Here is a 22,453-nt window from a genome sequence, read left to right as displayed (position 1 = left end):
CCCCGCCAGACCCTCAGGGCGTGAGCGAAGCCCCAGAGCGGGAGCGCGGCAGCCAGATGCTCGGCGGAACGACGAAGCGGCCCCGCACTTCCGTCGAAGTGCGGGGCCGCTCGGTGTCTCAACCAGACGTGCACCCGAAGGGATTCGAACCCCTAACCTTCTGATCCGTAGTCAGATGCTCTATCCGTTGAGCTACGGGTGCGTGTGTTCAGTTGTCGTGCGCGGAGGCTCCGGGATTTGAACCCGGGATGGGGATTAACCCAAACCGCATTAGCAGTGCGGCGCCATAGACCGGACTAGGCGAAGCCTCCCGGGGTCCGAGTCACCTCGTAACCACCGAGGAGAGAGACTACCAGCGCTCCCCCGGCCTCCCCAGCCCGGGTCCGGGGAGGCGGCTCACGCGGCGACGGGCTCGCGGGCGCCGGCCGGCCGCGTCGCCGGACGGCGGCCGGGCACCAGGGTGACGACGACGGCCGCCGCCGCACCGGCACAGGCCAGCACCAGCGCGCCGGGCACCCCCGCGGAGGTCTCGATCAGCGCACCACCGAGGGCGGCACCGACGGCCGAGGCGCCGACGGTGATGGTGGACAGCCAGGTGAACGCCTCGGTGGTGGCGTGCACCGGGGCGAGCGAGCCGACCAGCGAGCTCTGCACGGTGAGGGTCGGGGCGATCACGGTGCCACCCAGGAAGAGCAGCACGCCCAGCGCCCACGGGCTGGACACCCAGGCCAGCGGCGCGAGGCCGATGGTGACGCCGAACAGCAGCCACCGGTACTGGCGAGGCAGCGATGCGCTCATCACGCGGGCGCCGAACCACAGGCCGCCGGCCACCGAGCCCAGCGACCACACCGCCAGCAGCAGGCCGGAAAGGGCCGGCGAGCCGCTGGAGTCGGCGAAGGCCGGAATGGCCACCTCGAGCGCCCCGAAGCCGAGCATCACGGCCGAGCCGCTGATCAGGACGCGGGGGATGCCCGGCGCCAGCACGGTGGTGAACAGGCCCGCAGAAGGGGCCGGCTCGGGCACCCACGAGCGGGCGGCGCGGGCGATCCCGAGCGCACCCGTGACGGCCAGCCCACCCGCGACGGCCATCGCCCACGCCGGCGCGGCGAGCACGGCGAGGGTGGCGACCAGCGTGGGGCCGACGACGAAGACCAGTTCGGTGGCGGTGGCGTCCAGCGCGTAGGCGGTGGAGCGGGAGCGCGGGTCGGTGCGGGACCACAGGGCCCGGACGGTGCCGGAGACCAGCGGCGTGCTGGCGCCGGCGAGGGCGGAGGCGGCGATGACCGCCGGCTCCGGGGCGCCGCCGAGGGTGACGCCGACCAGCAGGCCGAGCAGCAGCGGGTAGAGCGCCGACTGCGCGAGCAGGATGCGGCGGGGGCCCTTCCGGTCGGCGAGGCGGCCGAGGACCGGCGCCATTCCGGCCGAAGCGATCCCGAGCGTGGCCGCGGCGAGACCCGCGACCGCGTAGGAACCGGTCTGCCGCTGCACCATGAGCAGCAGCGCGAGCGGCACCATGGCCGACGGCAGGCGGCCGGCGAAGCCGGCGAGGAGGAGCGTCTTGGCGGAGGGGAGCCGCCAGACGGTGAGGTAGGCACGCACGCTTGCACTCGTTTCGCACGGCAGGGAAGGAACAGTAGGCGGCCAAAGAGCGTTGACCGCCTACGCAGTCCCGAGAGTAGGGGCCCGGAAGTAGGGAGTCAATTGGACTACGACACCTACGGGTCGACCGCGGTCGAGCTGGCCATCGCCCTGGCCAACGCCGACCTCGGAACCGACGACGGCGTGGCGCGCTTCCTGGCGGCGCACGACGAGTGGTTCACGCACGGGACGTCGCTGGACCTGGCCCCCACGGACGCCGCGAAGGCGGCCGCCACGGCGACGCTGGTGCGCGCCGTCGCGCTGGCCGAGTCGCAGCCCGACGTCCTCGCCCGGCTCAACGAGCTGTTGGCGCTCGCCCGGCCACACCCCTACGCCACCGACCACGACGGCGAGCTGCACCTGCACTACGCCCGCCCCGACACTCCCGCCCTCGAGCAGCTGACGACGACGGTCGCGATGGGCCTGTCACAGGTGGTCGTGCAGCACGGCTGGCAGCGCCTCGGCGTCTGCTCGGCCGAGGGCTGCGACGACGTCTACGTGGACACCTCGCGCAACGCCAGCCGCCGCTACTGCTCCAACACGTGCGCCAGCCGCTCGACGGTGGCCGCCTACCGCGCGCGCCGGAAGTCCTAGGGACCCCCAACTTAGCGGTGCGGCGGCGGGACACGCGGTCGACGGCGAGGGTGGCCGGACCACGGTGCGGACCGGGGCGCCCTGTCCGCGAACCCCGGCTGACAGGGCTAGCGTCCGACTGCGTGCGCTCCACCCGGAACCTCGACGCGCGCCTGCACTCCTTCGTCGGGTCGCTGCCCACCAGCCCTGCCGACCGCTGGCTGCGCCGGCTGTCCACCGCCGCCGACCACGGCACGCTCTGGATCCTGATCGCCCTCGTCCTGGGCGCCCGGCCGGGGCCGCTGCGGCGGGGCGCCCTGCGCGGGGTCGGCTCGATGGCGCTGACCAGCGCGGTGGTCAACGCCGTCCTCAAGCGGGCGTTCGGGCGGGTGCGGCCGGATCTGGCCAACCTGCACACCGAGCGCCGGCTGCGGCGCGAACCGGGCAGCCTCTCCTTCCCGAGCGGGCACGCCGGCTCGGCCGCGGCCTTCGTCACCGGCCTGGCGCTGGAGAGCCCCGTGGCCGGGGCCGTGCTCGCCCCGGTCGCCCTGGGCGTCGGCTACTCGCGGGTGCACGTCGGGGTCCACTACCCCGGTGACGTGCTGGCCGGGTTCGCGGTGGGCGGCGCGGTGGCCGCGGCCGGCCGGCACCGCTGGCGAACGGCCCGGGACGACGGCTCGCGACCTCGGTGATTGCGGAATCGATCTTCGGGGCAGTGCACGACGCGACTGCCCAGTGGCATCGAGGAAAGAGGTCACCATGCTCGTTCGCCGGATCGCCCGGCCCCTGCTCGCCGCTCCCTTCGTCTACGGAGGGGTCAGCACGCTGCGCAAGCCGCAGGACCGCGTGCCGGGCGCCGCCCCCGTGGTGGAGAAGATCGCCGACACCGCCGACAAGCAGCTCCCCGTGGAGGTGCCCCGCGACGTCGAGCAGTGGGTAAAGGTCGACGCCGCGATCAAGGTCGCCGCCGGCTCGCTGTTCGCGTTGAACAAGTTCCCGCGGCTGACCGCCATCGTGCTGTCGGCGTCGATCGTGCCCACCACCCTGGCCGGCCACCGGTTCTGGGAGCACGACGACCCGACGGAGCAGTTCGGGCAGATCTCGAACTTCCTGAAGAACACCGGTCTGCTGGGCGGGCTGCTGCTCGCCGCCGTCGACACCGAGGGCAAGCCGTCGGTGGGCTACCGCACGCGCCGGGCGGCGAAGCGGGCCGCCGATGCCACGGAGAAGAACTACGAGAAGGCCCAGAAGCGCGCGCTCAAGGCCCAGAAGAAGACCTCCCGCAAGGCCGGCAAGAAGGCCGGCAAGAAGACCGGCAAGGGAGCCCTGAAGGTGTTCAGCTGAGCACCCCGCTGCCGCCCGCGGCCGCGCTCCGGAGGATCGCCTTTCTCCTGGAGCGCGCCCGCGAGGCCAGCTACCGCATCGCGGCCTACCGCAGCGCCGCGGCGGTGGTGGACGGCCTCGGCGAGGCCGAGCTCGACCGCCGGATCCGCACGAAGACGCTGACCGACCTCAAGGGCATCGGCCCCAAGACGGCGACCGCGATCGTGCAGGCGCACGCGGGCGAGGTGCCCGAGTACCTGACGGCGCTGGAGGAGGCCCACGCCGCCGAGCTGCCCGCGGCCGACGACGTCGCCGCGTTCCGCGCCGCGCTGCGCGGTGACCTGCACGCGCACTCCGACTGGTCCGACGGCGGCAGCCCGATCCGGGAGATGGCCGAGGCCGCGATGGCCCTGGGCCATGAATACCTCGCGCTGACCGACCACTCCCCCCGGCTGACGGTCGCGAACGGGCTCAGCCCCGAGCGCCTGGAGCGGCAGCTCGACGTCGTCGCCGAGCTGAACGCCGAGCTCGCACCCTTCCGGATCCTCACCGGCATCGAGTGCGACATCAACGTCGACGGCTCGCTGGACCAGACCGACGAGCTGCTCGGCCGGCTGGACGTGGTCGTGGCCAGCGTGCACTCGGACCTGCGGGCACCCGCGGCGCAGATGACCGAGCGGATGCTCGCCGCCGTCGCGAACCCGCACACCGACGTCCTCGGGCACTGCACCGGCCGGCTGGTGATCGGCCGCAAGCAGCGCAACGGCACGCAGCGCCCGCGGCCGGAGAGCGAGTTCGACGCCGAAGCGGTCTTCTCCGCCTGCGTCGAGCACGGCACCGCAGTGGAGATCAACTCCCGCCCCGAGCGGCTGGACCCGCCCCGCCGGCTGCTCACCCTCGCCCTCGAACTGGGCTGCGCGTTCGCCATCGACACCGACGCCCACGCGCCCGGCCAGCTCGACTGGCAGTACAACGGCTGCGAACGGGCGATCGAGTGCGGCGTCCCGGTGGACCGGGTCATCAACACCCGGAGCGCCGACGACCTGCTGGCCTGGACCTGACGAGCCAACTCGACGAGCCCTGGTCCGGCCACGGGGAGATATGCGTCACGCCGGATGGCAGGAGCGGTTGCGAAGCGCGCTTCGGTGCGCCGCCGTTCGACCCGACACACCGACGAGGGCCACCGGGACCACTGCGATCCTCACGCTCCGGAGTCGCCCGCCCAAGGCCAGGGGTCCCGCGCCACGCCATGGCTCCATGACGGGCACGAGGGGCGGGACGATGATGTGAGCAGCCTCGACCGCTCGTCCGAGCGGCGCATCACCTGGAGCAGTCATGGTCCCGTCCGGGCCGGGGCACGGAAGTGAGGGACCATCGGTGATGTCCTCCGCGCGGACCGTGGCCGCCGCCGTCCTGCTGTCCGTGTCATCCGTCGCGGCTTGCACGTCCTCCCCTGCGGGCGATGGCGCGGCCGTCGTGAGCAGCGCGCCGGCCGTCCCCTCCGCACTGAGCGCCGAGGACGCCGGCCAGACGTTCCTCGCCGACTACGTCACCGGAGAGGGCCGGGTCGTCCGCCGGGACGAGGGCGGGGACACCGTCAGCGAGGGCCAGGCTTACGCCATGCTCGTCGCCGCGGCGATCGGTGACCGCGAGACCTTCCACGCGGTGTGGTCGTGGACCGAGGACAACCTCCGCCGCCCCGACGGGCTGCTCAGCTGGCGGTGGGCCGATGGCGCCGTCGCCGATCCGTCCTCGGCGTCGGACTCCGACCTGGACGCCGCCCGGGCCCTGGTGATCGCGGGTGCGGCCTTCGACGACCCGCAGCTCACTGCCGAGGGGGTCGCGCTCGGAGAGGCCGTGCTGGATCTGGAGACGGTGCAGACCGGTGCGGGCCGGGTTCTGGTGGCCGGCAACTGGGCGACCAGTGCGCCGTACGCCTACAACCCCAGCTACCCCTCCCCCGCGGCGAGCGCCGTGCTGGCCGCAGCGTCGGGCGACCCGCGCTGGGCCGAGCTGGACGCCGGCACCCGGACGGTGACCGCGTCGTTGCTGCAGCGGGGGGCCCTGCCGCCCGACTGGGCGCAGGTCCGGGAGGACGGCACCGTCGAGGCCACCCCCGGAGCCCTGGGCCGCGGCGAGCGGGTTCTGTACGGCTACGACGCCGCGCGCATGCCCGTGCGGTTCGCCGAGTCCTGCCAGCGCGGCGACCGCGCCCTGGTCGCCGCGCTGGCCGATCCGCTGAGCCGGGGTGGCGACGCGGCCCGGCTGGACCTGGGTGGGCAGCCGATCGTCGACTACGACTCGGTCGTCTCAGCCATGGCCCAGGCCGCGGTCGCCGCGGTTCAGGGCGACCAGGACCGCGCCGCGCGGGAGCTGGCCGACGCCGCGCAGATCGACGAGGTCACCGACACCTACTACGGCGCCGCCTGGAATGCACTGGGCCGGCTGGTGCTGACCGACGACGCGCTCGGCGGCTGCCCGCCCCTGGGGTCCTGAGCACCGGGCCGGCGGCTCGTCACCCGGCCCGGCGCGCGAACGTCACCCGCGCGCGAGCGCGAGGGCGTACTCCGGCCAGAAGACGCCGGCCTGCGGGCCACCGTTGCAGGTGCCGTCGGACTCGCCGGGGGTCTTGACCCACAGGTAGGCGTCGACGAGGGGGTGGCCGGTGGAACTGGTCGGGCGCTCCCCCATCGCGCGTCCGGACGGGTTGCACCAGTCCGTCCCGGCACCGTTGCCGTTGCGGCTGGTGTCGACGACGAAGCGGGCGCCCCCGAGCTCGGTGGAGAGCGCGTTGCCGTAGGCCACGTTGTCCGCGGTGGTCTCGAAGTTGGAGACGTTGAGGGCGAAGCCATCCGCCCGGTCCACGCCCGCGGCGCGCAGCCGCTGGGACATCTCCTGCGGGCCGATCCAGTTGGAGTGCCCGGCGTCGAGATAGGTGCGGGTGCCGGAATTGCCCTCGAGCACGTCGACCGCCGACGCGAGCATCCGGTAGCGCTCCGCCGGGTCGCCGCAGAGCAGCGCCAGGGTGTCCGGTTCCACGATGACCACGGCCTCCGCGGAGCCGATCCCGTCCGCGATCCCCTGCACCCAGGCGGCGTACGCCGCCGGGGACGACACACCCCCGGCCGAGTGCCCGCCGCAGTCGCGGCCGGGGGCGTTGTAGGCGACGAAGACCGGCACCGCGCCGGCCGCCCGGGCAGCCTCGACCCGCTGCCGGACCGCGGAGGCGACGTCCCCGCTCCAGGCTCCCAGCCAGGTCGCGCTCGGTACGCCGGCGAGCTCCGCGAGCAGGGCCGCGCCCGCGGGGTCGCTGGCCTGCAGCCTCGCCGCAGCCGCGGCCGCTTCGCCGTTCGGGCCGTAGAACGTGTCCCCGGCGAGCGGATTGACCTCCGGACCGCCCGCGGCGGAGCCGGGCGTCCCGGCGTCGCGCGCCGGCAGGATCTGGACGTCCGCTCCGGCGCCGAGCCCGGTGGCAGTTCCCACTCCGGAGGAGGGCAGTGCCGGATCGGCCACGTAGGTCTCGGTCGGCGCCTTCTCGCCGACGACCGGCGCTTCCGGCTCCAGCGGCGCTGCGGGCCCGGGCGCGCCCGTACCCGCAGGTGGGGCGTCCGCCGCCGCAGCCGGTGCCACCGGCGCGTCGTCGGCCGCCTGCTGGGTCGGACCGGCCAGAGGGGTGCAGGCGACCAACCCGGGAACGACGACGGCGGCGGCCAGCAGTGACCGCCACGGCCGCCGGGGGATCGGCGCCCGTGCGAAAGCACCCCGGTGCGACGTCGCCGGGACCCCCGACGACGACGTCCGGACAGACAGGTCGCCAGTCGGCGGGTCAGCCTGTACGAGCGACGATTCGACTACGTGGCGTAGTGGCGAGAGCACTTGCGAACCGTAACGGAACGAATCCGCAATGTCACCGGACGGGTCGAACTTTACCTCCGACGAGCGCTGGCACCGACCCTGCCGACCCATCGGTCGGCCACCGGACAACCCGTGCCCCCGTCCGCTGGACGCGGACGGGGCACGGGGGGACGCCTAGGCCGGGCGCAGGATCGCGCCGGGCCGGAACTGGTCAGTCGTCCGTCGCCAGGATCGCAGTGATCGTCTCCTCGGCGGTGGCGTACTTGTCCGCCAGTTGCGCCACGGACATGGTGGCGCGATCGACGCGAATACCCTCGATCTGACCATTGGTCAGCTCGGGGAACTCCGCGCTGGGTGCGGCCATGAAGGCCTCGAGCTGCTGACGCTCGGCCTCGGCCTCCGCGGCCTGGATCGCTGCCTGCTCGGCGAGTGAGCGGACGCGGCGGACCTCCACCTCGGCCTCGCCCGTGCCGTCGGTCCAGAGCAGTTCGCTGTGCTCGTAGGCCTCCACCACGATCGGGCCCGCGTTCTTGGCGGCGGCGGCAGACCACACGAGGTAGTCGATGCCGGTGTAGTCGCCGCCCACCTGCTCGGTGACCGCGCCGTCGGAGTCCACCTTGTAGAACCACAGGACGTCCTCGGAGTCCCAGCCGGCGTCCACCAGGTCGTTCCAGAACGCGTTGTCCGTGACGACCGTCGACTCGCGCGGCAGGTTCGCCTCGGCGAACTCGAGGGCGTCGGCGCGGACGTCGTTGGTGTCTGCCGTCCAGGCCGCCGCGTAGTTGTACCGCCAGTTCGCGAGCGGCACCGCGACCGCCGCCAGCACGAGCAGCAGTGCCGCGCCCGAGACGGCCCGCACCGGCACACTCCGGGCCCGCATGAGCCACTTCCAGGCCACGTCGAGGAGCCCGACGAGCACGAGCGCGGCGAAGGGCAGGACCGCGACGACGTACATCTGCGGGAGGTAGCCGGCCGGGCGCAGGGCCACGAGCGCGGCGATCAGCACCCCGATGGCCAGCGGCCGGAGCCGGCGGACGGCGAGGGCGGCCAGCGACGCCGCGACGCCACCCACCACCAGCACACCGCTGTCGAGCTGGAGCCAGCCGGTGAAGGAGTCGTAGGCGCCGTCGCTCGGGCCGTTCGGGTCCAGGAGCCAGCCGGAGCCCTCCCGGCCGCCGAGCTGGAAGGCCAGCGCGTCCCAGACCGAGACGTGGTCCGGGCCCGGGAACAGCTCGTTGCGGATGAGCGCGAACAGCAGGTACATCGAGCCCGAGATCACCGTGATGGCGGAGAACCCCATGACCGCGAACGGCCGCGTCGGGCGGTACGCCGACTGCCAGAGGCCGACCAGCAGCGCCGGCAGGAACACCAGGGTGGTCTCCTTGCTGAGCACCGCGACGCCGAAGCAGAGCCCGGCGGCCATGTGGTGGCCCAGGTGCCGGTCCTTGCTCAGCACCAGCAGGAAGGCACCGATCAGCCACGGCAGGGCGACGTTGTCCAGGAACACCTGGCGGCCCTCGTAGAGGACCAGCGGGTTGACCGCCCAGAGCAGCATCGCAGCCAGCGCCCAGCCCCGGGCCATGCCGACGCGCTTGGCCAGCAGGTAGGTGAGCAGCGCCGTCACCAGCGTGTAGCCGACCATGACGATCCGGCCGGCCAGCACCGAGGAGTTGGTGCCGTCGAGGATCGCGTCGGGGATCCAGGTGAACAGCGCCATCTGGAGCCAGCCCGCCGGCGGGTGGTCGTACCAGTAGGTGTAGGGCGACAGTGCGCCGAGGTTGGCGACCGACCACGCCTGGGAGTAGTACGTCCCCTCGTCGTCCCAGTAGCGCGGCCAGCCGGCCAGGTTCAGCGAGTGCGCCACCCCCACGACCAGGAGCCCGAGGGTGACGAGCAGGCGCTCCGAACGGAGCCCCAGCGCGCCGCGCGGGCGTGGCGGCGCCGGGGTCCGGTCGGTCTCGACGACGTCGGGGCGTTCGAGGACGGTGGTCATGCGGCGCGCTCCTCGTTCGGGACGACGGACAGCTGGGGGGTGATGTGGGAGCCCGCGTGGGCGGTCTTCTCCCAGGCGAAGTCGCCGGTCACGTACTTCCAGATCGCCCGGAGGACCGCGATGGCCAGCAGCAGCTGGTAGAAGGGCAGCGAGACGAGCAGCCGGAGATAGTCGCGGAACCGGACCTCGAGCCCCATCTCCTGGCTCCACTCGCGGAGGATGAGCATCTCGAAGCCGAGCATGGTCACCGTCGGCGCCAAGGGCAGGAGGGTGATCAGCACCACCAGCGGGGGAACGCTGGCGAGGACCCCGGTCAGGATGGCCAGCGGCAGGACGACGCCCGAGAAGGCCACCGCGTGCTGCTGGACCAGCGTCCACCAGGCGTGGAACCGCTGCGACCGGGTGGGCAGCCGCTTCCACTCCCCCTTGGCCAGGACCTGCATGAAGCCCAGCGCCCACCGGGTCCGCTGCTTGATCAGCTGCGGGATGCGCTCCGGCGTCTCCTCCTGGGTGGCCAGCGCCGGGTCGTAGCCGACCACGATCTTCTTGCCCAGGGCCGAGAGCCGGACGCCGATCTCGCAGTCCTCGGCGAGGCAGTCGCCGTCCCAGCCACCGACCTGCTCGATCAGTTCGCGCTTCACGAAGACGGTGTTGCCGCCCAGCGGGATGAAGCCGGAGAGGGCGTGGCCGTGCAGCCGGGAGCGGAACCAGATCCGGTACTCCATGCAGTTGCGGAGGCTGAACCAGGAGTCCCGGTAGTTCATCAGGTGCACCGCGCCCTGGACGACGTCGGCGTCGGTGTCCTGGAAGGTCGCGTCGACGTGCCGGAGCAGGCCCGGCTGGGTGAGCGACTCGGCGTCGATGATGCCCACGACGTCCTTGGTGCAGTCCAGCAGCGAGGTGTTCAGCTGCCGCGGCTTGTTCTTGACCGTGTCGTAGTTGATCGAGACGCGGACGCGGGTCGGCCACCGCCGGGCCAGCTTCTCCGCGATCTGCACGGTGTTCAGGCCGTTGCTCATCGGCTTCGCGTCGTCGTGCCCGACCGAGAAGATGACCTCGAAGTCGGGGTGGTCCTGGGCCAGCAACCGCTCGACCGTCGACGTCATCACCTCCTCGCTCTCCTCGCGGCAGGGCACGATCAGGCTGAAGGAGTACTTCGCGCGCCCGGGCACGCGGAAGCCGACGGACTCGAAGGACCGCGGGGACATCCAGGCGTGCATCTGCCACCACAGGGTCGTGCTGGCGATGACGAGCAGGGCAAGGGCGATGAGGACGAGGACCCCGGAGAGGATCGCCATGGTCAGACCTCCACGGTCTCTCGAAGGGGGGCCGGGGCCGAACGCCGCCGACGCGGGCGGTAGACCACGCGGGACACGAAGAGGAACCGGATGACGAAGGCGGCGGCGAGGGTGGCCGCCTGCGCCAGGAGCGGCCAGACGCCCACGGTCTCCACGAGCAGGACGAGCAACGGGAGACGGATCCCGGCCTCGACGCTGTTGAACACCAGGTGCTGGGCCAGCCGGCGCGTCCGGCGGTGTGCGCCGTCGCGCAGGTCCGGGAAGACGAACCGCTCCTGGAGCACGAAGTTGTGCAGGATCGAGACCTCGGCGGCGACGATCGCGGCGACGACGTAGTTCACCGGCAGGGGTCCGGCGAGCAGCAGCGCCATCACCGCGAGGTTCACGATCGTGCCGAGCGCCCCCACGGCTGCGAAGCGGCTCAGCCGGCCCAGCCGCAGGCTCGCCAGCTGGCGGAGGAACCGGAGACCGGTGCGCCAGGACGCCTTGCTCTCCCCCGCCGCGCGCTCGCCGAACGTGAACGGCAGTTCCCGGACCCGCAGGTCGTGGCGCGCGAGGATCTCGAGCAGGATCTTGAAGCCGCGCGGCCGGAGAGCCGACGGGTCGATCGCCGAGCGGCGAACGCAGAAGAAGCCGGTCATCGGGTCGCTGCAGACCCGGCCGACCCGGCGCGGGAAGCATGCCTGGGCGATGGCCGTGCTGCCGGTGGACACCCAGCGGCGGTAGGTGCTGCCCAGCCCGGAGGAATCCCCGCCGCCGTAGCGGGACGCGACGGACAGATCCACGTCCTCGGCGGCGTCGCGCAGCGCGGGCACCATCTCCGGCGGGTGCTGCAGGTCGCCGTCCATGACGACGACGAAGTCGCTGCGCGACGCGGAGATGCCGGCGACGACCGCACCGGCCAGGCCACCGACCCGCTCCTCGGCCTCCCGGTGGATCATCCGCACGGGCAGATCGGCGTGCGCGGCGAGGCGGGCAATCTGCTGGGGCGTGTCGTCGGTGCTGTCGTCGACGAAAAGGATCTCGGCGCTGCGCCCGCGCATGGCCGCCGCGAGGCGCTCGACCAGCGGGGCGGCGTTCGCGCCCTCGTTGAAGGTCGGCACGATGACGGTCGTGTCGAAGCCGGTGCGGGCGAACCGGGACCGGTAGGGCTGCCCCACACGCTCTCGGTGGTCGGCGACGACGTTGCCGACCATGACGACCGTCCGATCCGGTCGCTGGAGCCCATCGGGCACGTGCGGTGGAAGCAGCGGACGCATGGGGATCCTCATTCGGAGCAGGGCGGTCGGACTCACCGCCCACACGCCCGCCGTGGCGGCGCGAGAAGGGATCCGGGTCGGTGACACAGGCGACAGGCGGCAGGCGGTGAAGTTGTTCGAGCACACGCCGCGCCGTTGCGGTCCTGCCACACACTCGTCCTCCGCAGACGGACGTGCCACGTGTCAGCACCGAGCCAGGGGCGACGACGAGGAAGGGCGTGACACGCGGTCACGGGGCCCACGGGATCGGCAACACGGAGGCCCGGCGTGTCTAGCGCGTTCGAACGTCACGTAGGCAGGAGGGTGCACCCGGTCGCCACGTGACTGAGCTATGAGCTCTACCACATGGTTGCCAAATCCTGTCACAGGCGGGCGGCGCTGCGACACGCAGTGCCGCGGCCGGAGACCGACTTGGACGCCAGAGCGGTCTGCTCCGCCTGAGTCGAGCACGGCACCGCGGTGGGCATCAGCTTCCGCCCCGAGCAGCTCGACGCGCAGCGCCGACGACCTGCTGGCCGACGGTCGAAGAGCTCAATCTGCTCCGCGCATGCCTCTCAGACCGGGAGCGAGGGTGTCAACCGAACGGGTCCCGGCCGGTGCGCAGGTACGACCAGGCCTGCAGCCCTCGATATGGTCGGTCTCGTCCTGCCCGGCACGGCCGGCGAATGCGGTTCCCGCCCATGCGACCTTCCCTTTGCGCCTGTTCGTGCCCGACCCACAGGAGACACATGACCGCCGGCACCCCCTCTCGTGAAGCGCAGAGGCATCTCCGGACGCTCGCCGACCACCTCGAGGGCGCGCCCACAGCGTTGTCACTGCCCGCCGATCGGTCGCGACCGACCGCGCTGACCACGGACGTCGCGACCCTCGAGGTGACCCTCGACGAGAAGCTGACGCGCGACCTCCGATCGCTTGCCGAACGAGTCGGCGCCGGCCTCGACGTCGTGCTCCTCACCGGGTTTCGCGTCCTCCTCAGCAGGACGGCGGAGGAGGACGACGCCGTGGTCGGCGCGGCGGGTCCCGGTGGGACGGCGGGAGTTACGGTGGTCCGGGGCCCGGTGTTCCTCGATGGCGGCCTGCGGGCCAACACGACGGCGACGAACGAGGCACTGTCCACTGCCGCGGCATTCACCCGGGGCACCGTCGAGGACCTCGTGCGCGACCTCGGCGTCGAGCCCGGTCCTACCAAGCACCCCGTGTTCCAGGTCGGCTTCGTCCACTCAGTGTCTGACAGCAGTCCCGAGTGGCCGGACACCTGGCCGACGCCTCCTGACCTGGTCCTGGCCTGCGGGGAGAGCGACGAACGCATCCGCCTCCGGCTCGACTGGGCCGCTGAGTTGTTCGACCGCTGGCGGATGTCCCGGCTCTCCCAACACCTGGTCCGCCTGCTGGCCGAAGGCGTCGCCGACCCGGAAAGCCCGGTGGGATCGCTGCCGCTCCTCGCCGAGGACGACATCGCCGACCTGACCCGGTGGAATGCCACCGATCACCCGCACGACCCGGACGCGCCGTTGGCGGCTCGCTTCTGGCGGCAGGTGGAGCAGACACCCGACGCGCCGGCGGTCGAGCACCACGGGCGTGCGGTGTCCTACAAGGAGTTGGGTGACCGGGCGGCGCAGTTGGCAGCCCACCTCCACTCGCTGGGCGTGAAATCGGACGTCACGGTCGTCGTCTGTGCCGAGCGCTCGATCGAGATGGTCGTCGGGGTGCTCGGCGTCCTGATGGCGGGCGGTGCCTACGTGCCGGTCGACCCCACCTACCCGGACGCACGCCGGGAGGTCATGATCGGCGACTCGGGGGCGACCGTGCTCCTGACCCTGAGCCGTCTGCGGGACAGCGTTCCGGAGGATTACCGGGGACACGTCGTCCTGCTGGATGAACCGGTGGCCGACAGGACCGTCCCGGCTCTTCCTTCGGGGGGATCGGGCCGAGACCTCGGTTACGTCATCTACACCTCCGGGTCCACGGGTCGCCCCAAGGGGGTCGCCATGCCGCAGGCCGCCCTCGACAACCTGGTCGGCTGGCAGCTGCGCAGACCTCAGTTCAGCGAAGCGGCCCGGACGCTCCAGTTCTCGTCGCTGAGCTTCGACGTGTCCTTCCAGGAACTGTTCACGACATGGGCCTCCGGCGGGACGCTCGTACTCGTCGACGACGCGACGCGCCGGGACCCGCTCCGGCTGCTCGACTACCTGATCGCCCACCGCGTGCAGCGGTTGTTCCTGCCGTTCGTCGCCCTGCGCGGCCTCGCCGCCGCCGTGGCGGCCACGGGCCGCGTCCCGACCACCCTGACCGAGGTCTACACGGCCGGGGAACAACTGCGCGCCGACGACGTCGTGCGCGACCTCTTCCGGGCCCTGCCGGGGTGTGTTCTGGAGAACCAGTACGGCCCTTCGGAGTCCCACGTGGTGACCGCCCACACCCTGGGGCGCGACCCGGCCGACTGGCCGCTGCTCCCCCCGATCGGAACCCCCATCGACAACAGCCAGGCCCACGTCCTCGACCCGGCCGGTGGCCGTCGACCGGTAGGCGTCCCTGGCGAGCTGTACCTCGGGGGCGCGTGCCTGGCCCGGGGGTATCTCGGCCGCCCTGACCTGACCGACGAGCGGTTCATCCCGGCACCCGCCTGGGCCGCTGCTTCTGCCCGGCTCTACCGCACCGGGGACGTCGTCCGCTGGCTGCCGACTGGGGAACTGGAGTACCTGGGCCGCACCGACCACCAGGTGAAGTTCCGCGGCTACCGCATCGAGCCGGCGGAGGTGGGCGCAGTGCTCTCCTCGGCTCCCGGGGTCGGCCAGTGCGTCGCCGCGGTGCGCGAGGGAGAGGGTGGCGCCCGGTTGACCGCGTGGCTGGTCGCGGCCGAGGACGAGGCTCCCGAGCTGGGTCAGGTTCACCGCTACGCACGCCGGCACCTGCCGGCGTACATGGTGCCCAGCCACTATCTCGTGGTGCCCGAGCTGCCACTCACCGCCAGCGGGAAGGTCGACACGGCATCTCTGCCGGACGCGGCGTTCGACCGGAGTGTCCTTTCTGCCCCCTACCAGGCCCCGTCCGACCGGCACGAGGAGGTCGTCGCCGAGATCTGGTCGACCCTGCTCGGGGTACCGGAGGTCGGCGTGCTCGACGACTTCTTCGAGCTGGGTGGTGATTCCCTCATCGCCGCGGAGATGACCCAGCGGGTGGCCGAGCAGCTCGGACAGGAGATGCCGCTGGGCGCACTGGCGCAGGCCCCGACGATCGCGGGGCTCGCCGCGCTGCTTCGCGACGACCAGGGCGACCGGTGGGGTTCGCTGGTGCCTCTCCAGGTGGGCGACCCCGCAGTCACTCCCCTGTTCATCGTGCACGGTGGGTCAGGCAACATCGCGAGCTTCCCGCGGCTGGCCCGAGGGCTCCCCCAGGAGCAGCCGGTCTACGCGCTGCAGTGGGACGGGCTGGACGGCAGCCGCGGGCAGCGGACCATCGAGGACATGGCGGCGCACTACCTGGCCGAGGTCCGCACGGTGCAGTCGGACGGGCCGTATCGGCTGGCCGGTCAGTGCATCGGTGGCCTGGTCGCTCGAGAGATGACCCGTCAGCTCCTCGGTCAGGGCGAGCAGGTGGAGCTCCTGGTCATGTACGACTCCCCCCACCTGGGGTCTCGGGCATACGTCCCGGCCCGGTGGCCGGCGCCACGACAGCTCGCATCGAAGGCGGACGTCCGCCGCACCGCCATCCGCGACCTGGCGCTAGCGGTCTTCCGCAAGCTGCCGACCCGTGATCCCGTCCGGCGGAGTTCACGGGCCATGCGCACCGCCGCCCTGCGTCACCGGCCGGCGCCCCTGCCTCGCCCGGTCCCGACCATCTACATAGGGTCGGGAGAGTGGCAGGGGCGCAACATCGCCCTCAGCGGGCACTGGACCGACGGTGCGATGGGTTGGGCCGAGGAGGCATCGTCAGACTTCACGATCCACCGCGTCGAGGGCGATCACAACGAGATCCTCTACGACCCCGCCGCGATCGCAATCGTGACCGACGCACTGCGAAGCCTCTGACCTGTCGGCGCCCTGTCCGGCTGGTGCTCCGGGCGAGTCATCGCAGTCCGGACGCCTCTTCCGGACTGGCCGGACGACGGAGCCGCCACCCGAGGTGACTGAGCCCATATGCCACCCCGTCAGCGGATTTCGGGGGCCTGCGGTCGCTGGTTGAATCGGAGCCCGGTGTGGATGACGGTCCCGTCGGTGGTCGTGACCTCGAAGGTTCCCCCGCTCTTCGCCCGGTGACCGGCGAGGTGCACGATCGAGATGGTCTCGAGTGCGCGATTGGGCGTGCAGAAGACGGAGCGCTCGGTATTCCAGCGCGGGATGCCGCGGCTCGACACCCAGTTGTTCCGTGGCTCCAGCACGCCGACGGGTACACGGTCCAGAAACACGATCTTGTTCATGGCGAACTGGTCGTGCGGTGTGACGCGTCCGGTTCTGGACACCGCCGTCTCCATCGCGGTGCGCCAGCTCGCCCATTGCGGAGCGTCCCCGAGTGCACAGAACACCCCAGCGTTGAGTCGCCGTCGTTGAACCGCCAGCCGTGCCCCGCCCACCAGGCCGTAGCCGGTGAGATAGTGCTTCGCGTTCCACGCCGAGAGCTCGGCGTCGAATCGGTAACCCGGGTCTGACTCGTGAACGGCCGCGAAGCCGCTGGCATCCGCCCCGGATACCAGCTCGTCAATCGCGTCCCACGTCTGCAGCCAGGCATCCGCATCCAGCCAGATGTACCGGCGGTATCCCGGGAAGTACTCGGGGAGGTAGAGCCTGCTCGTGTAGGTCACGGCCTTGCGCTCATCAGTCCCGTCTGGCAACGGCATGAGCTGGTCAGGGCGGACCAGTAGCCCGCCCTGACCCTCGACCCAAAGCCGCTCCTGCTCCGTCAGGCCGTAATCGAGAACCCCCAGAGCCAACTGCTGCGACTCCGGAAAGCTCCGAAACGAGTTGATTGCGTCGCTCATCAACGAGAAGTAGTTGGAGTCCGCGCCGGTGACGAGGATCGTCTGCGGCGGGGGAGAGGCTGTCATGGTCGCTCCAATGCGTACGAGGATGAGCAGTAGCACCGGGCACGGGACGCCCCCGATGCTGACGGAAAGGTGCCCTCAGGAGCCATGCTTCTCCTCAGCGAAGCCGCTGCGGACTGCAGCAGCGATCCGGCCGACATAGTCCTCGACCCGGTAGATCTCCGTCACCGTTGCCCGCCCTCGCTGTCCCACCGCGGCCGCCTCCTCCGGATGGTCGGCGACCCACTGAAGCACCGACCGCAGTTCACCGGCGTCACCGACGGGTACGTGGAGGCCCGTTTGCCCTTGAGCTGTCGCCGAACCGAACCGCGCCGCATAGGTAGCCGACGTCGACCGCATGGGTCCACGCCGCAGAATGCGCCGGCGGTCGGTGACGTAGTCGCCGGCACCCTCGGATCGCGACACGATGACCGGCTTGCTCATCGCCATCGCCTCCAATATGGAGGTGGTGCCGGCCGGGAAGCTCGTCTCGACAACAGGTACCACCACCGCGACGGCCCCGGCGTAGGCATCCCGCAACTCGCCCAGACTCGGCGACTCCACCGTGATCCCCGGCGGCTGTTCCTCGCCGTCCAGCTGATTGGCGCTCTTGCTCCAAGGGCTCGCCGCCGCGATGAGCACCTCTAGGTCCAGACCGTCGGCCGCCCGCACCAGCGTCCGGTAATCGCGATGCTGCAGTCCTGCTGCGATGACATACGGCCGATCCATCTGGCGGGGAGTCGCCTTCTCCATCTGCCAGTACTCGGTATCGATGCCGTACGGCAGCACCTCCACCTTGCTCGCCGGGACACCAAGGTCGTTCACCAGGTGCTCGGCCTGCACACTGCCTAGTGGCATGAGCCGGTGGATGTGCGTATGCACGCGGGCGATCCGCCACGCCGCCCACTTCTGCGGCTTCGCCGGGAACTGGCCCACGGCGACGATCGGCAGCGAACGGCGGGTCAGCTTGAGCAGGAGCGCCAAGATGATGGCCTCGTTCTCCGAGTTGCTGACGAACGCGGTGGCGGTCCCCCGCTGGCGGAAGGCGGTCACTGCGAGGGCTGCGTACGTCCCACAGACAGCGCGGGTGAGGCGACCGAGACGACTCGCCTGCACGTCGTTCAGGTCGACGAAGCGAGCGCCCAGCTCCTTCCGGAGCAGCGTGTAATCCGATCTCGGTCGGTCTTCCGCCCGAGTGGTGTCGGGTACGGCCCGGGTGTCGCCACGGACGATGATCACGGGCTGCCGCCGCCCCGGATCTCGCACCAGCCAGCCTCCCTCCGAGAGACGATCATGGATGGGCTGAGACGATACGGTGCCCGCGCCGCGGGATGGGCGGAGTTCACGAAAGGACGACCCCGCTCACCCCGGCCGCACCGGGTCGGCAGCCCCTGCGCGCACGAGCTTCCACATCGAGCGGAACCACAACGGCATCACCAGCCAGTAGGCGATGAGGAACCCGTAGGCGGCGCCTACCGCCCCGCCGGTCAATACGCCGCCGACGCCCAGGACGACCAGCAGGACGGCGAGCGTGGAGTTGATGCGGAACACCGTTCTGGTCGCGGCCATCGCGAGGATCATGCTGACCGGGCCGAGCGCGAAGAGGTTGGCCGCTTGACCGATGACTGTGGGCAGCAGCACGGGTTCGACACCGCTCCAGGTGTCGCCCAGCAGGAATACACCGGCTTGGTCGGGAAGCAGCAAGGCGACGGCTCCCCAGGCCAGGCTGGCGGTGCCCATGAGCGCGCCGATCCCGGATGCGACCGCGAGCCGAGTCCGCGCAGGCATGTGCCGCCGACGCGCGAGCTCCGGCACGGAGAAGGACATGGCACTCATGGCCAGCAAGGACACTGGCCCGAGCACCACTGCGGCGCCACGGAGGGCGCCGGCGGCGCTAAGCGTGCCCAACGCTCCCACCAGCAGCAGTGCCCCCTGGAAAGCTCCCTGGACGAGCACGGCATCGAAGAGGAGGAAGCGGGTGATGTCCCAGTGGGAACTCAACCACGTCCAGGTACGGACCACCTGCGGCCGCACCCGCCCCCGTGCGACGCCCAGAGCAGCAGCCGCGGTGGCCGCCAGCCCCCAGGCCAGGAGGTAGGGAACCGGGCTGTCGATGCCCACCGCGAGCAGGCCGGCGACTCCGCCTACCTGGACCAGGAGCCACGTGCCGTCGATGAGTGCGGCCTGGTCGGGCCGCCCGTGGGCGGTGAAGGCAACTCGCCACGCGTCGTGGACCAGCAGGCCGGGAAGCAGGAGGCCCACGGTCGCGAGCGCGTGACCGACCGTCCCCCCGAGGAGCAGGCCCAGTGCGGCGAGCGGTACGGCCGCCGCCAACCCGATGGCCAACGCCGTCCCGGTCGAGAGGCCACTCGCCGCCCGGTACTCGTCGACCGGCACCCCGGCGTACCGGATGGCCAGCGGTTGGCTCACGAGCGTCCGCGAGACCTGAACGGCGATGGTGTAGACGCTGAACGCCACGGTGAAGGCACCGAAGGCGTGCACGTCCACCGCTCGGGCGACGAGCACGGCCAGCAGCAGGTTGCCGAAGCTCGAGAGGGCCTGGTCGAACACCCCCCAGCCGGCCCGGCGAGCGAGGCGGACGACGACTCCACGACGGCCCTGAGGGGTGACCGGAGCCGGCTCCGTGCCCGAGAATCCGCTCACCAGCAATCCCCCGGCGGGGCGTGGAATGGATCGCCGGCCGGACACGCAGCCGATCGGCTCCTGCTCACGCCGACACGGTAACTGCCAGGGTTGCGCGGACGGCCGCACTGACCCGATCGGGTGGCCTTCGCGTCACACCCCTGCGATGAGCGACCGTGCCACGAGCCGTGCGATAGGCTTTCGCTTGCTGCGCCAGGGAACAGGAGCGCTCCGCGAGGGGCCACCAGGCGCACAGTGGCCACGCTTGGAGGCTGACCTGACTTCCACCCGGACGTCGTCCGCTCGCACCGATGAGCCAGTCTCCGCGAACGACTCGGTGCTGTCGCGGCCGGAGCAGCCCGCTGCGAACGGTAAGCCCTCCCAGCCGCGGTGGGGTCGGTCGCGTACGAAGCAGTCGGTAGCCATCGTGCTCGTGAGCACAGCGCTCGGCGCCGCGGCCGTCGGAGTCGGCAGCACGCTCGCCGGCCCGGAGTACACGAGCGAGGCGCAGATCCTGTGGGACCCGGACGCCCTCGAGTACCTGGGCTCCCCGCCAGCGCCTGAGAACCCCGAGGCCTTGGACCGGCAGGTAACCGATCAACGGCAGGTGGTCCTGTCCGACGCGGTCATCGGGCAGGCAGCGGACTCACTCGACATGGATCCCGAGGACCTCCGTGAGGCGGTTGCGGTCGAGGTCCGGCCAGGGACCAGCCTGCTGACGATAGCCGGTCCCGCCGATGAGCCGGATGAGGCAGCCGCGTTGACCACCACGCTGACCAGCGCCTACGTCAACCACGTCCGCGACTCCGGAGTGGATGCTATTCAGCGGCAGGCAGATCTTCTCCAGCCCACGATCGACCGGCTCGTCGGCGAACTGGAGGCCGTGGACGCGGAGCTGGGAGAGGTCAGCGCCCAGCTCGCGGCCACGCCGGTGACTGCACCCGCCTACGGCGTTCTGAGCGCCCGCGCCGACCGGCTTGCCACCCGGAGCGCCGACATCGGGAACCGCCTGGCCGACCAACTCGGCCAGCAGGAAACACTCCGGGGGACGGCGGAAAGCTTCCCCGGACAGGCGTTCCTGCTGCGTGAGCCGTCGACGCCTGAGGAGCCCTCGTCGCTATCCCTTGCGACTGCACTCGTCCTCGGTGCTGCGATCGGCCTCTTTATCGGGGTCTGCATCGTGTTCTTCCTGTTCGGTAGGAGCGCTCGCTCCGCGCCCGGCCCAGCGACCGGGTACGCGGCCGACTAGGAATGGTGCCGGATACAACGGCTGTCCGGGGGTGGGCGGCGAAGGCACCTTGCACCATCACCCTGCTTGTCAGCTCCATGCTCTTCCAGCGCCTGGGTGTCCCCTACGGCGAGGGCCAGATCCCGTTGATGGTCCCCGTGGTCCTGCTCCTCCTGGCAGCGGGACTGCGCTCAGGTGAATTCCGCATCGCGCCGGCCAGGCTGCCGGCGCTGGCCCTCATCTGGGGAACCGCCGGAGTCTGCACACTCGTCCAGCTAGCCCTCGGGGGCGCTCCGTCGATCTTCTCCCTCGGCCTGGTCGTCGCTCTCTACGCCATGGTCGCCGTCACGGCGAACCTGGGGCCGGAGGCAGTCGACCGAGTCCACCGCGTCTATCTGAGGCTAATGACCGTCTTCGCCGGCGTGTCGGTCGCCCAGATGGTGATCCAGTACCTCGGTGTGGCTTACCGCGACTACCTATCGCTTATCGTCCCCGACATTCTGCTTCTGGACTTCTACAACACGGGTGATCCCATCGCCTACGGCGATTCCCTCTACCGCTCCAACGGGGTCCTATTCCTCGAGCCGTCGTTCCTGTCGATGTTCTTGGGCCTCGCGGTAGCGCTGGCTCTGTATCGGGGCAGTGGGTGGCTCCAGGTCAGCGTCCTGCTCGTCGGGATGGTGCCGCCCCTGGCCGGCAGTGGCTTCGTAGTCCTCCTGCCCGCCGTGGTCGCGCTGGCTTTGACCGGGTACCGGCGCAACCTGCTGACGGCCTTGCCGGCTGGCATCCTCGCAGTGCTCGTGGCCACGCTGACCCCGCTGGGTGAGCGCTACCTCGAGCGATCGACCGAAGCAACGAACCCGGAGACGAGTTCGAGCTTTCGCCTGGTCCAGCCCTACACAGCTTTGCTGCCTCCCTCGTTCGACGACGAGATCCCTGCTGCGATCGGTCACGGTGCGGGCACAGCTGATAACTACCTCATCAGCGAGGGGCTAGGCGCCATCACCCAACCCCTCATGCCCAAGGTGCTGTACGAGTACGGCATTCTCGGCGTTCTGGGCATCCTGGTGGTGCTCCTATTTCTGCTGCTCGTCGGGGTACGGGCCCGCCCCTGGACCGCAGGACTGCTACTCCTCTACGTCTACGTGAATGCTTCATTCCTGCAGCACACCCAGGTGTTTCTCACTTTGTTCTGGATTCTCATGCTCCCGCCGCTGCGCAACCGTGGTCCCGCGGAGGTGTCGCGGGGAGAGCCTCCCGCCGGGCAGGCCGCCGGCGCCTCGACCGCGGAGTCTCTTCAGCGCGTCAAGGAACCGCTGCCCGCAGTCCCTCCGGTCCCCAGGTAGTCGACGACCACCGCCCCGGGTACGGCCGGACGCAGAAAGCGGTGGCCCGACCGGGGGTGTTCCTATGGGCTGGTAAAGCCGCTGAGGCAGCCTCCGGTTGGTATGTGGTGCCGCCGCGGAGTACTGCCCAGAGGCGTCGACTCGGCGGCGGGCCAGGCAGATGAGGGCGGCGTTGTGGCACTTATCGGCGGCGTGTTCGCGGTCGCAGCAGGCCTGTGAGATGTCGTCGGCCGTGGGGACGGCGCTGCCGTCGCCGACCTCGAGCAGGATGCGAACTGTA

The 22,453-nt window shown here is 71.2% G+C and carries 16 protein-coding genes and 2 tRNA genes; 8 read left to right on the top strand and 10 right to left on the bottom strand.

Going from position 1 to position 22,453, the window contains the following annotated elements:
- Nucleotides 1-129 precede the first annotated feature (129 nt).
- The 3 genes from ABC795_RS01525 to ABC795_RS01515 form a co-directional block, all read right to left on the bottom strand.
- Nucleotides 130-202, bottom strand: a tRNA-Arg gene (locus ABC795_RS01525).
- 20 nt (nt 203-222) lie between these two features.
- Nucleotides 223-311: transfer RNA gene (locus tag ABC795_RS01520), tRNA-Ser, on the bottom strand.
- Nucleotides 312-396: 85 nt separating this feature from the next.
- The gene (locus tag ABC795_RS01515; RefSeq protein WP_347059052.1) at nt 397-1,599 is read right to left on the bottom strand and encodes an MFS transporter; all 1,203 of its coding nucleotides are present in this window, start codon (nt 1,597-1,599) and stop codon (nt 397-399) included.
- Between the two features lie 102 nt (nt 1,600-1,701).
- Here ABC795_RS01515 and ABC795_RS01510 point away from each other — a divergent pair, with 102 nt between their 5' ends.
- From ABC795_RS01510 to ABC795_RS01490, 5 genes are all read left to right on the top strand, one after another.
- The gene (locus ABC795_RS01510) at nt 1,702-2,232 is read left to right on the top strand and encodes a CGNR zinc finger domain-containing protein (protein WP_347059051.1); all 531 of its coding nucleotides are present in this window, start codon (nt 1,702-1,704) and stop codon (nt 2,230-2,232) included.
- A gap of 122 nt (nt 2,233-2,354) precedes the next feature.
- Nucleotides 2,355-2,903, top strand: coding sequence for a phosphatase PAP2 family protein (locus tag ABC795_RS01505; protein WP_347059050.1), 549 nt, complete (start codon nt 2,355-2,357; stop codon nt 2,901-2,903).
- 67 nt (nt 2,904-2,970) lie between these two features.
- Nucleotides 2,971-3,555, top strand: a complete 585-nt coding sequence (locus tag ABC795_RS01500; protein WP_347059049.1) for a DoxX family protein — start codon at nt 2,971-2,973, stop codon at nt 3,553-3,555.
- On the top strand, nt 3,552-4,595 hold the full coding sequence (locus ABC795_RS01495) for a PHP domain-containing protein (RefSeq protein ID WP_347060669.1): 1,044 nt from the start codon (nt 3,552-3,554) through the stop codon (nt 4,593-4,595). The genes ABC795_RS01500 and ABC795_RS01495 overlap by 4 nt, the downstream gene beginning before the upstream one ends.
- Before the next feature lie 415 nt (nt 4,596-5,010).
- Nucleotides 5,011-6,030, top strand: coding sequence for a glycosyl hydrolase family 8 (locus ABC795_RS01490; RefSeq protein WP_347059048.1), 1,020 nt, complete (start codon nt 5,011-5,013; stop codon nt 6,028-6,030).
- 42 nt (nt 6,031-6,072) lie between these two features.
- Here the strand turns inward: ABC795_RS01490 and ABC795_RS01485 are convergent, their stop codons facing one another.
- From ABC795_RS01485 to ABC795_RS01470, 4 genes are all read right to left on the bottom strand, one after another.
- Nucleotides 6,073-7,164 carry a glycoside hydrolase family 6 protein gene (locus ABC795_RS01485; protein ID WP_347059046.1) on the bottom strand — a complete coding sequence of 364 codons (1,092 nt, stop codon included), beginning with the start codon at nt 7,162-7,164 and terminating at the stop codon, nt 6,073-6,075.
- Nucleotides 7,165-7,600: 436 nt separating this feature from the next.
- On the bottom strand, nt 7,601-9,382 hold the full coding sequence (locus tag ABC795_RS01480; protein ID WP_347059044.1) for a glycosyltransferase family 39 protein: 1,782 nt from the start codon (nt 9,380-9,382) through the stop codon (nt 7,601-7,603).
- Nucleotides 9,379-10,680 carry a glycosyltransferase family 2 protein gene (locus ABC795_RS01475; RefSeq protein WP_347059043.1) on the bottom strand — a complete coding sequence of 434 codons (1,302 nt, stop codon included), beginning with the start codon at nt 10,678-10,680 and terminating at the stop codon, nt 9,379-9,381. Before ABC795_RS01475 ends, ABC795_RS01480 begins: the two co-directional genes overlap by 4 nt.
- A 2-nt stretch (nt 10,681-10,682) precedes the next feature.
- Nucleotides 10,683-11,939, bottom strand: coding sequence for a glycosyltransferase family 2 protein (locus ABC795_RS01470; protein WP_347059042.1), 1,257 nt, complete (start codon nt 11,937-11,939; stop codon nt 10,683-10,685).
- Between the two features lie 728 nt (nt 11,940-12,667).
- Here ABC795_RS01470 and ABC795_RS01465 point away from each other — a divergent pair.
- The gene (locus ABC795_RS01465; RefSeq protein ID WP_347059040.1) at nt 12,668-15,967 is read left to right on the top strand and encodes an amino acid adenylation domain-containing protein; all 3,300 of its coding nucleotides are present in this window, start codon (nt 12,668-12,670) and stop codon (nt 15,965-15,967) included.
- A 119-nt stretch (nt 15,968-16,086) separates the two neighbouring features.
- Here ABC795_RS01465 and ABC795_RS01460 read toward each other — a convergent pair whose 3' ends face one another.
- From ABC795_RS01460 to ABC795_RS01450, 3 genes are all read right to left on the bottom strand, one after another.
- A complete protein-coding gene (locus ABC795_RS01460; RefSeq protein WP_347059039.1) occupies nt 16,087-16,980 on the bottom strand; it encodes a hypothetical protein in 894 nt (297 codons plus the stop codon).
- Nucleotides 16,981-17,055: 75 nt separating this feature from the next.
- Entirely contained in the window at nt 17,056-18,195 is a 1,140-nt protein-coding gene (locus ABC795_RS01455; RefSeq protein ID WP_347059038.1) for a glycosyltransferase, read from the bottom strand.
- A 123-nt stretch (nt 18,196-18,318) separates the two neighbouring features.
- The gene (locus tag ABC795_RS01450) at nt 18,319-19,620 is read right to left on the bottom strand and encodes a hypothetical protein (protein ID WP_347059037.1); all 1,302 of its coding nucleotides are present in this window, start codon (nt 19,618-19,620) and stop codon (nt 18,319-18,321) included.
- Nucleotides 19,621-20,032: 412 nt separating this feature from the next.
- On the opposite strand from ABC795_RS01450, the gene ABC795_RS01445 reads away from it, so the two are divergent.
- Nucleotides 20,033-20,848 (top strand): hypothetical protein, encoded by an 816-nt coding sequence (locus tag ABC795_RS01445; protein ID WP_347059035.1) that lies wholly within the window; start codon nt 20,033-20,035, stop codon nt 20,846-20,848.
- 77 nt (nt 20,849-20,925) lie between these two features.
- Nucleotides 20,926-22,173, top strand: coding sequence for a hypothetical protein (locus ABC795_RS01440; protein WP_347059034.1), 1,248 nt, complete (start codon nt 20,926-20,928; stop codon nt 22,171-22,173).
- Nucleotides 22,174-22,453 lie beyond the last annotated feature (280 nt).

It is taken from the genome of Blastococcus sp. HT6-30, assembly GCF_039729015.1.
In the GTDB taxonomy this organism is placed as follows: Bacteria; Actinomycetota; Actinomycetes; order Mycobacteriales; family Geodermatophilaceae; genus Blastococcus.
The sequence above is the reverse complement of the archived record's forward strand: the minus strand, read 5'-3'. Positions and strand labels throughout refer to the sequence as shown.

What these genes read in the sequence shown, in the direction of transcription:
- ABC795_RS01500 (WP_347059049.1), top strand. Translation starts at nt 2,971, where the DNA reads ATGCTCGTTCGCCGGATCGCCCGGCCCCTGCTCGCCGCTCCCTTCGTC.
- ABC795_RS01480 (WP_347059044.1), bottom strand. Translation starts at nt 9,382, where the DNA reads ATGACCACCGTCCTCGAACGCCCCGACGTCGTCGAGACCGACCGGACC.
- ABC795_RS01475 (WP_347059043.1), bottom strand. Translation starts at nt 10,680, where the DNA reads ATGGCGATCCTCTCCGGGGTCCTCGTCCTCATCGCCCTTGCCCTGCTC.
- ABC795_RS01470 (WP_347059042.1), bottom strand. Translation starts at nt 11,939, where the DNA reads ATGCGTCCGCTGCTTCCACCGCACGTGCCCGATGGGCTCCAGCGACCG.
- ABC795_RS01465 (WP_347059040.1), top strand. Translation starts at nt 12,668, where the DNA reads ATGACCGCCGGCACCCCCTCTCGTGAAGCGCAGAGGCATCTCCGGACG.
- ABC795_RS01460 (WP_347059039.1), bottom strand. Translation starts at nt 16,980, where the DNA reads ATGACAGCCTCTCCCCCGCCGCAGACGATCCTCGTCACCGGCGCGGAC.
- ABC795_RS01440 (WP_347059034.1), top strand. Translation starts at nt 20,926, where the DNA reads ATGCTCTTCCAGCGCCTGGGTGTCCCCTACGGCGAGGGCCAGATCCCG.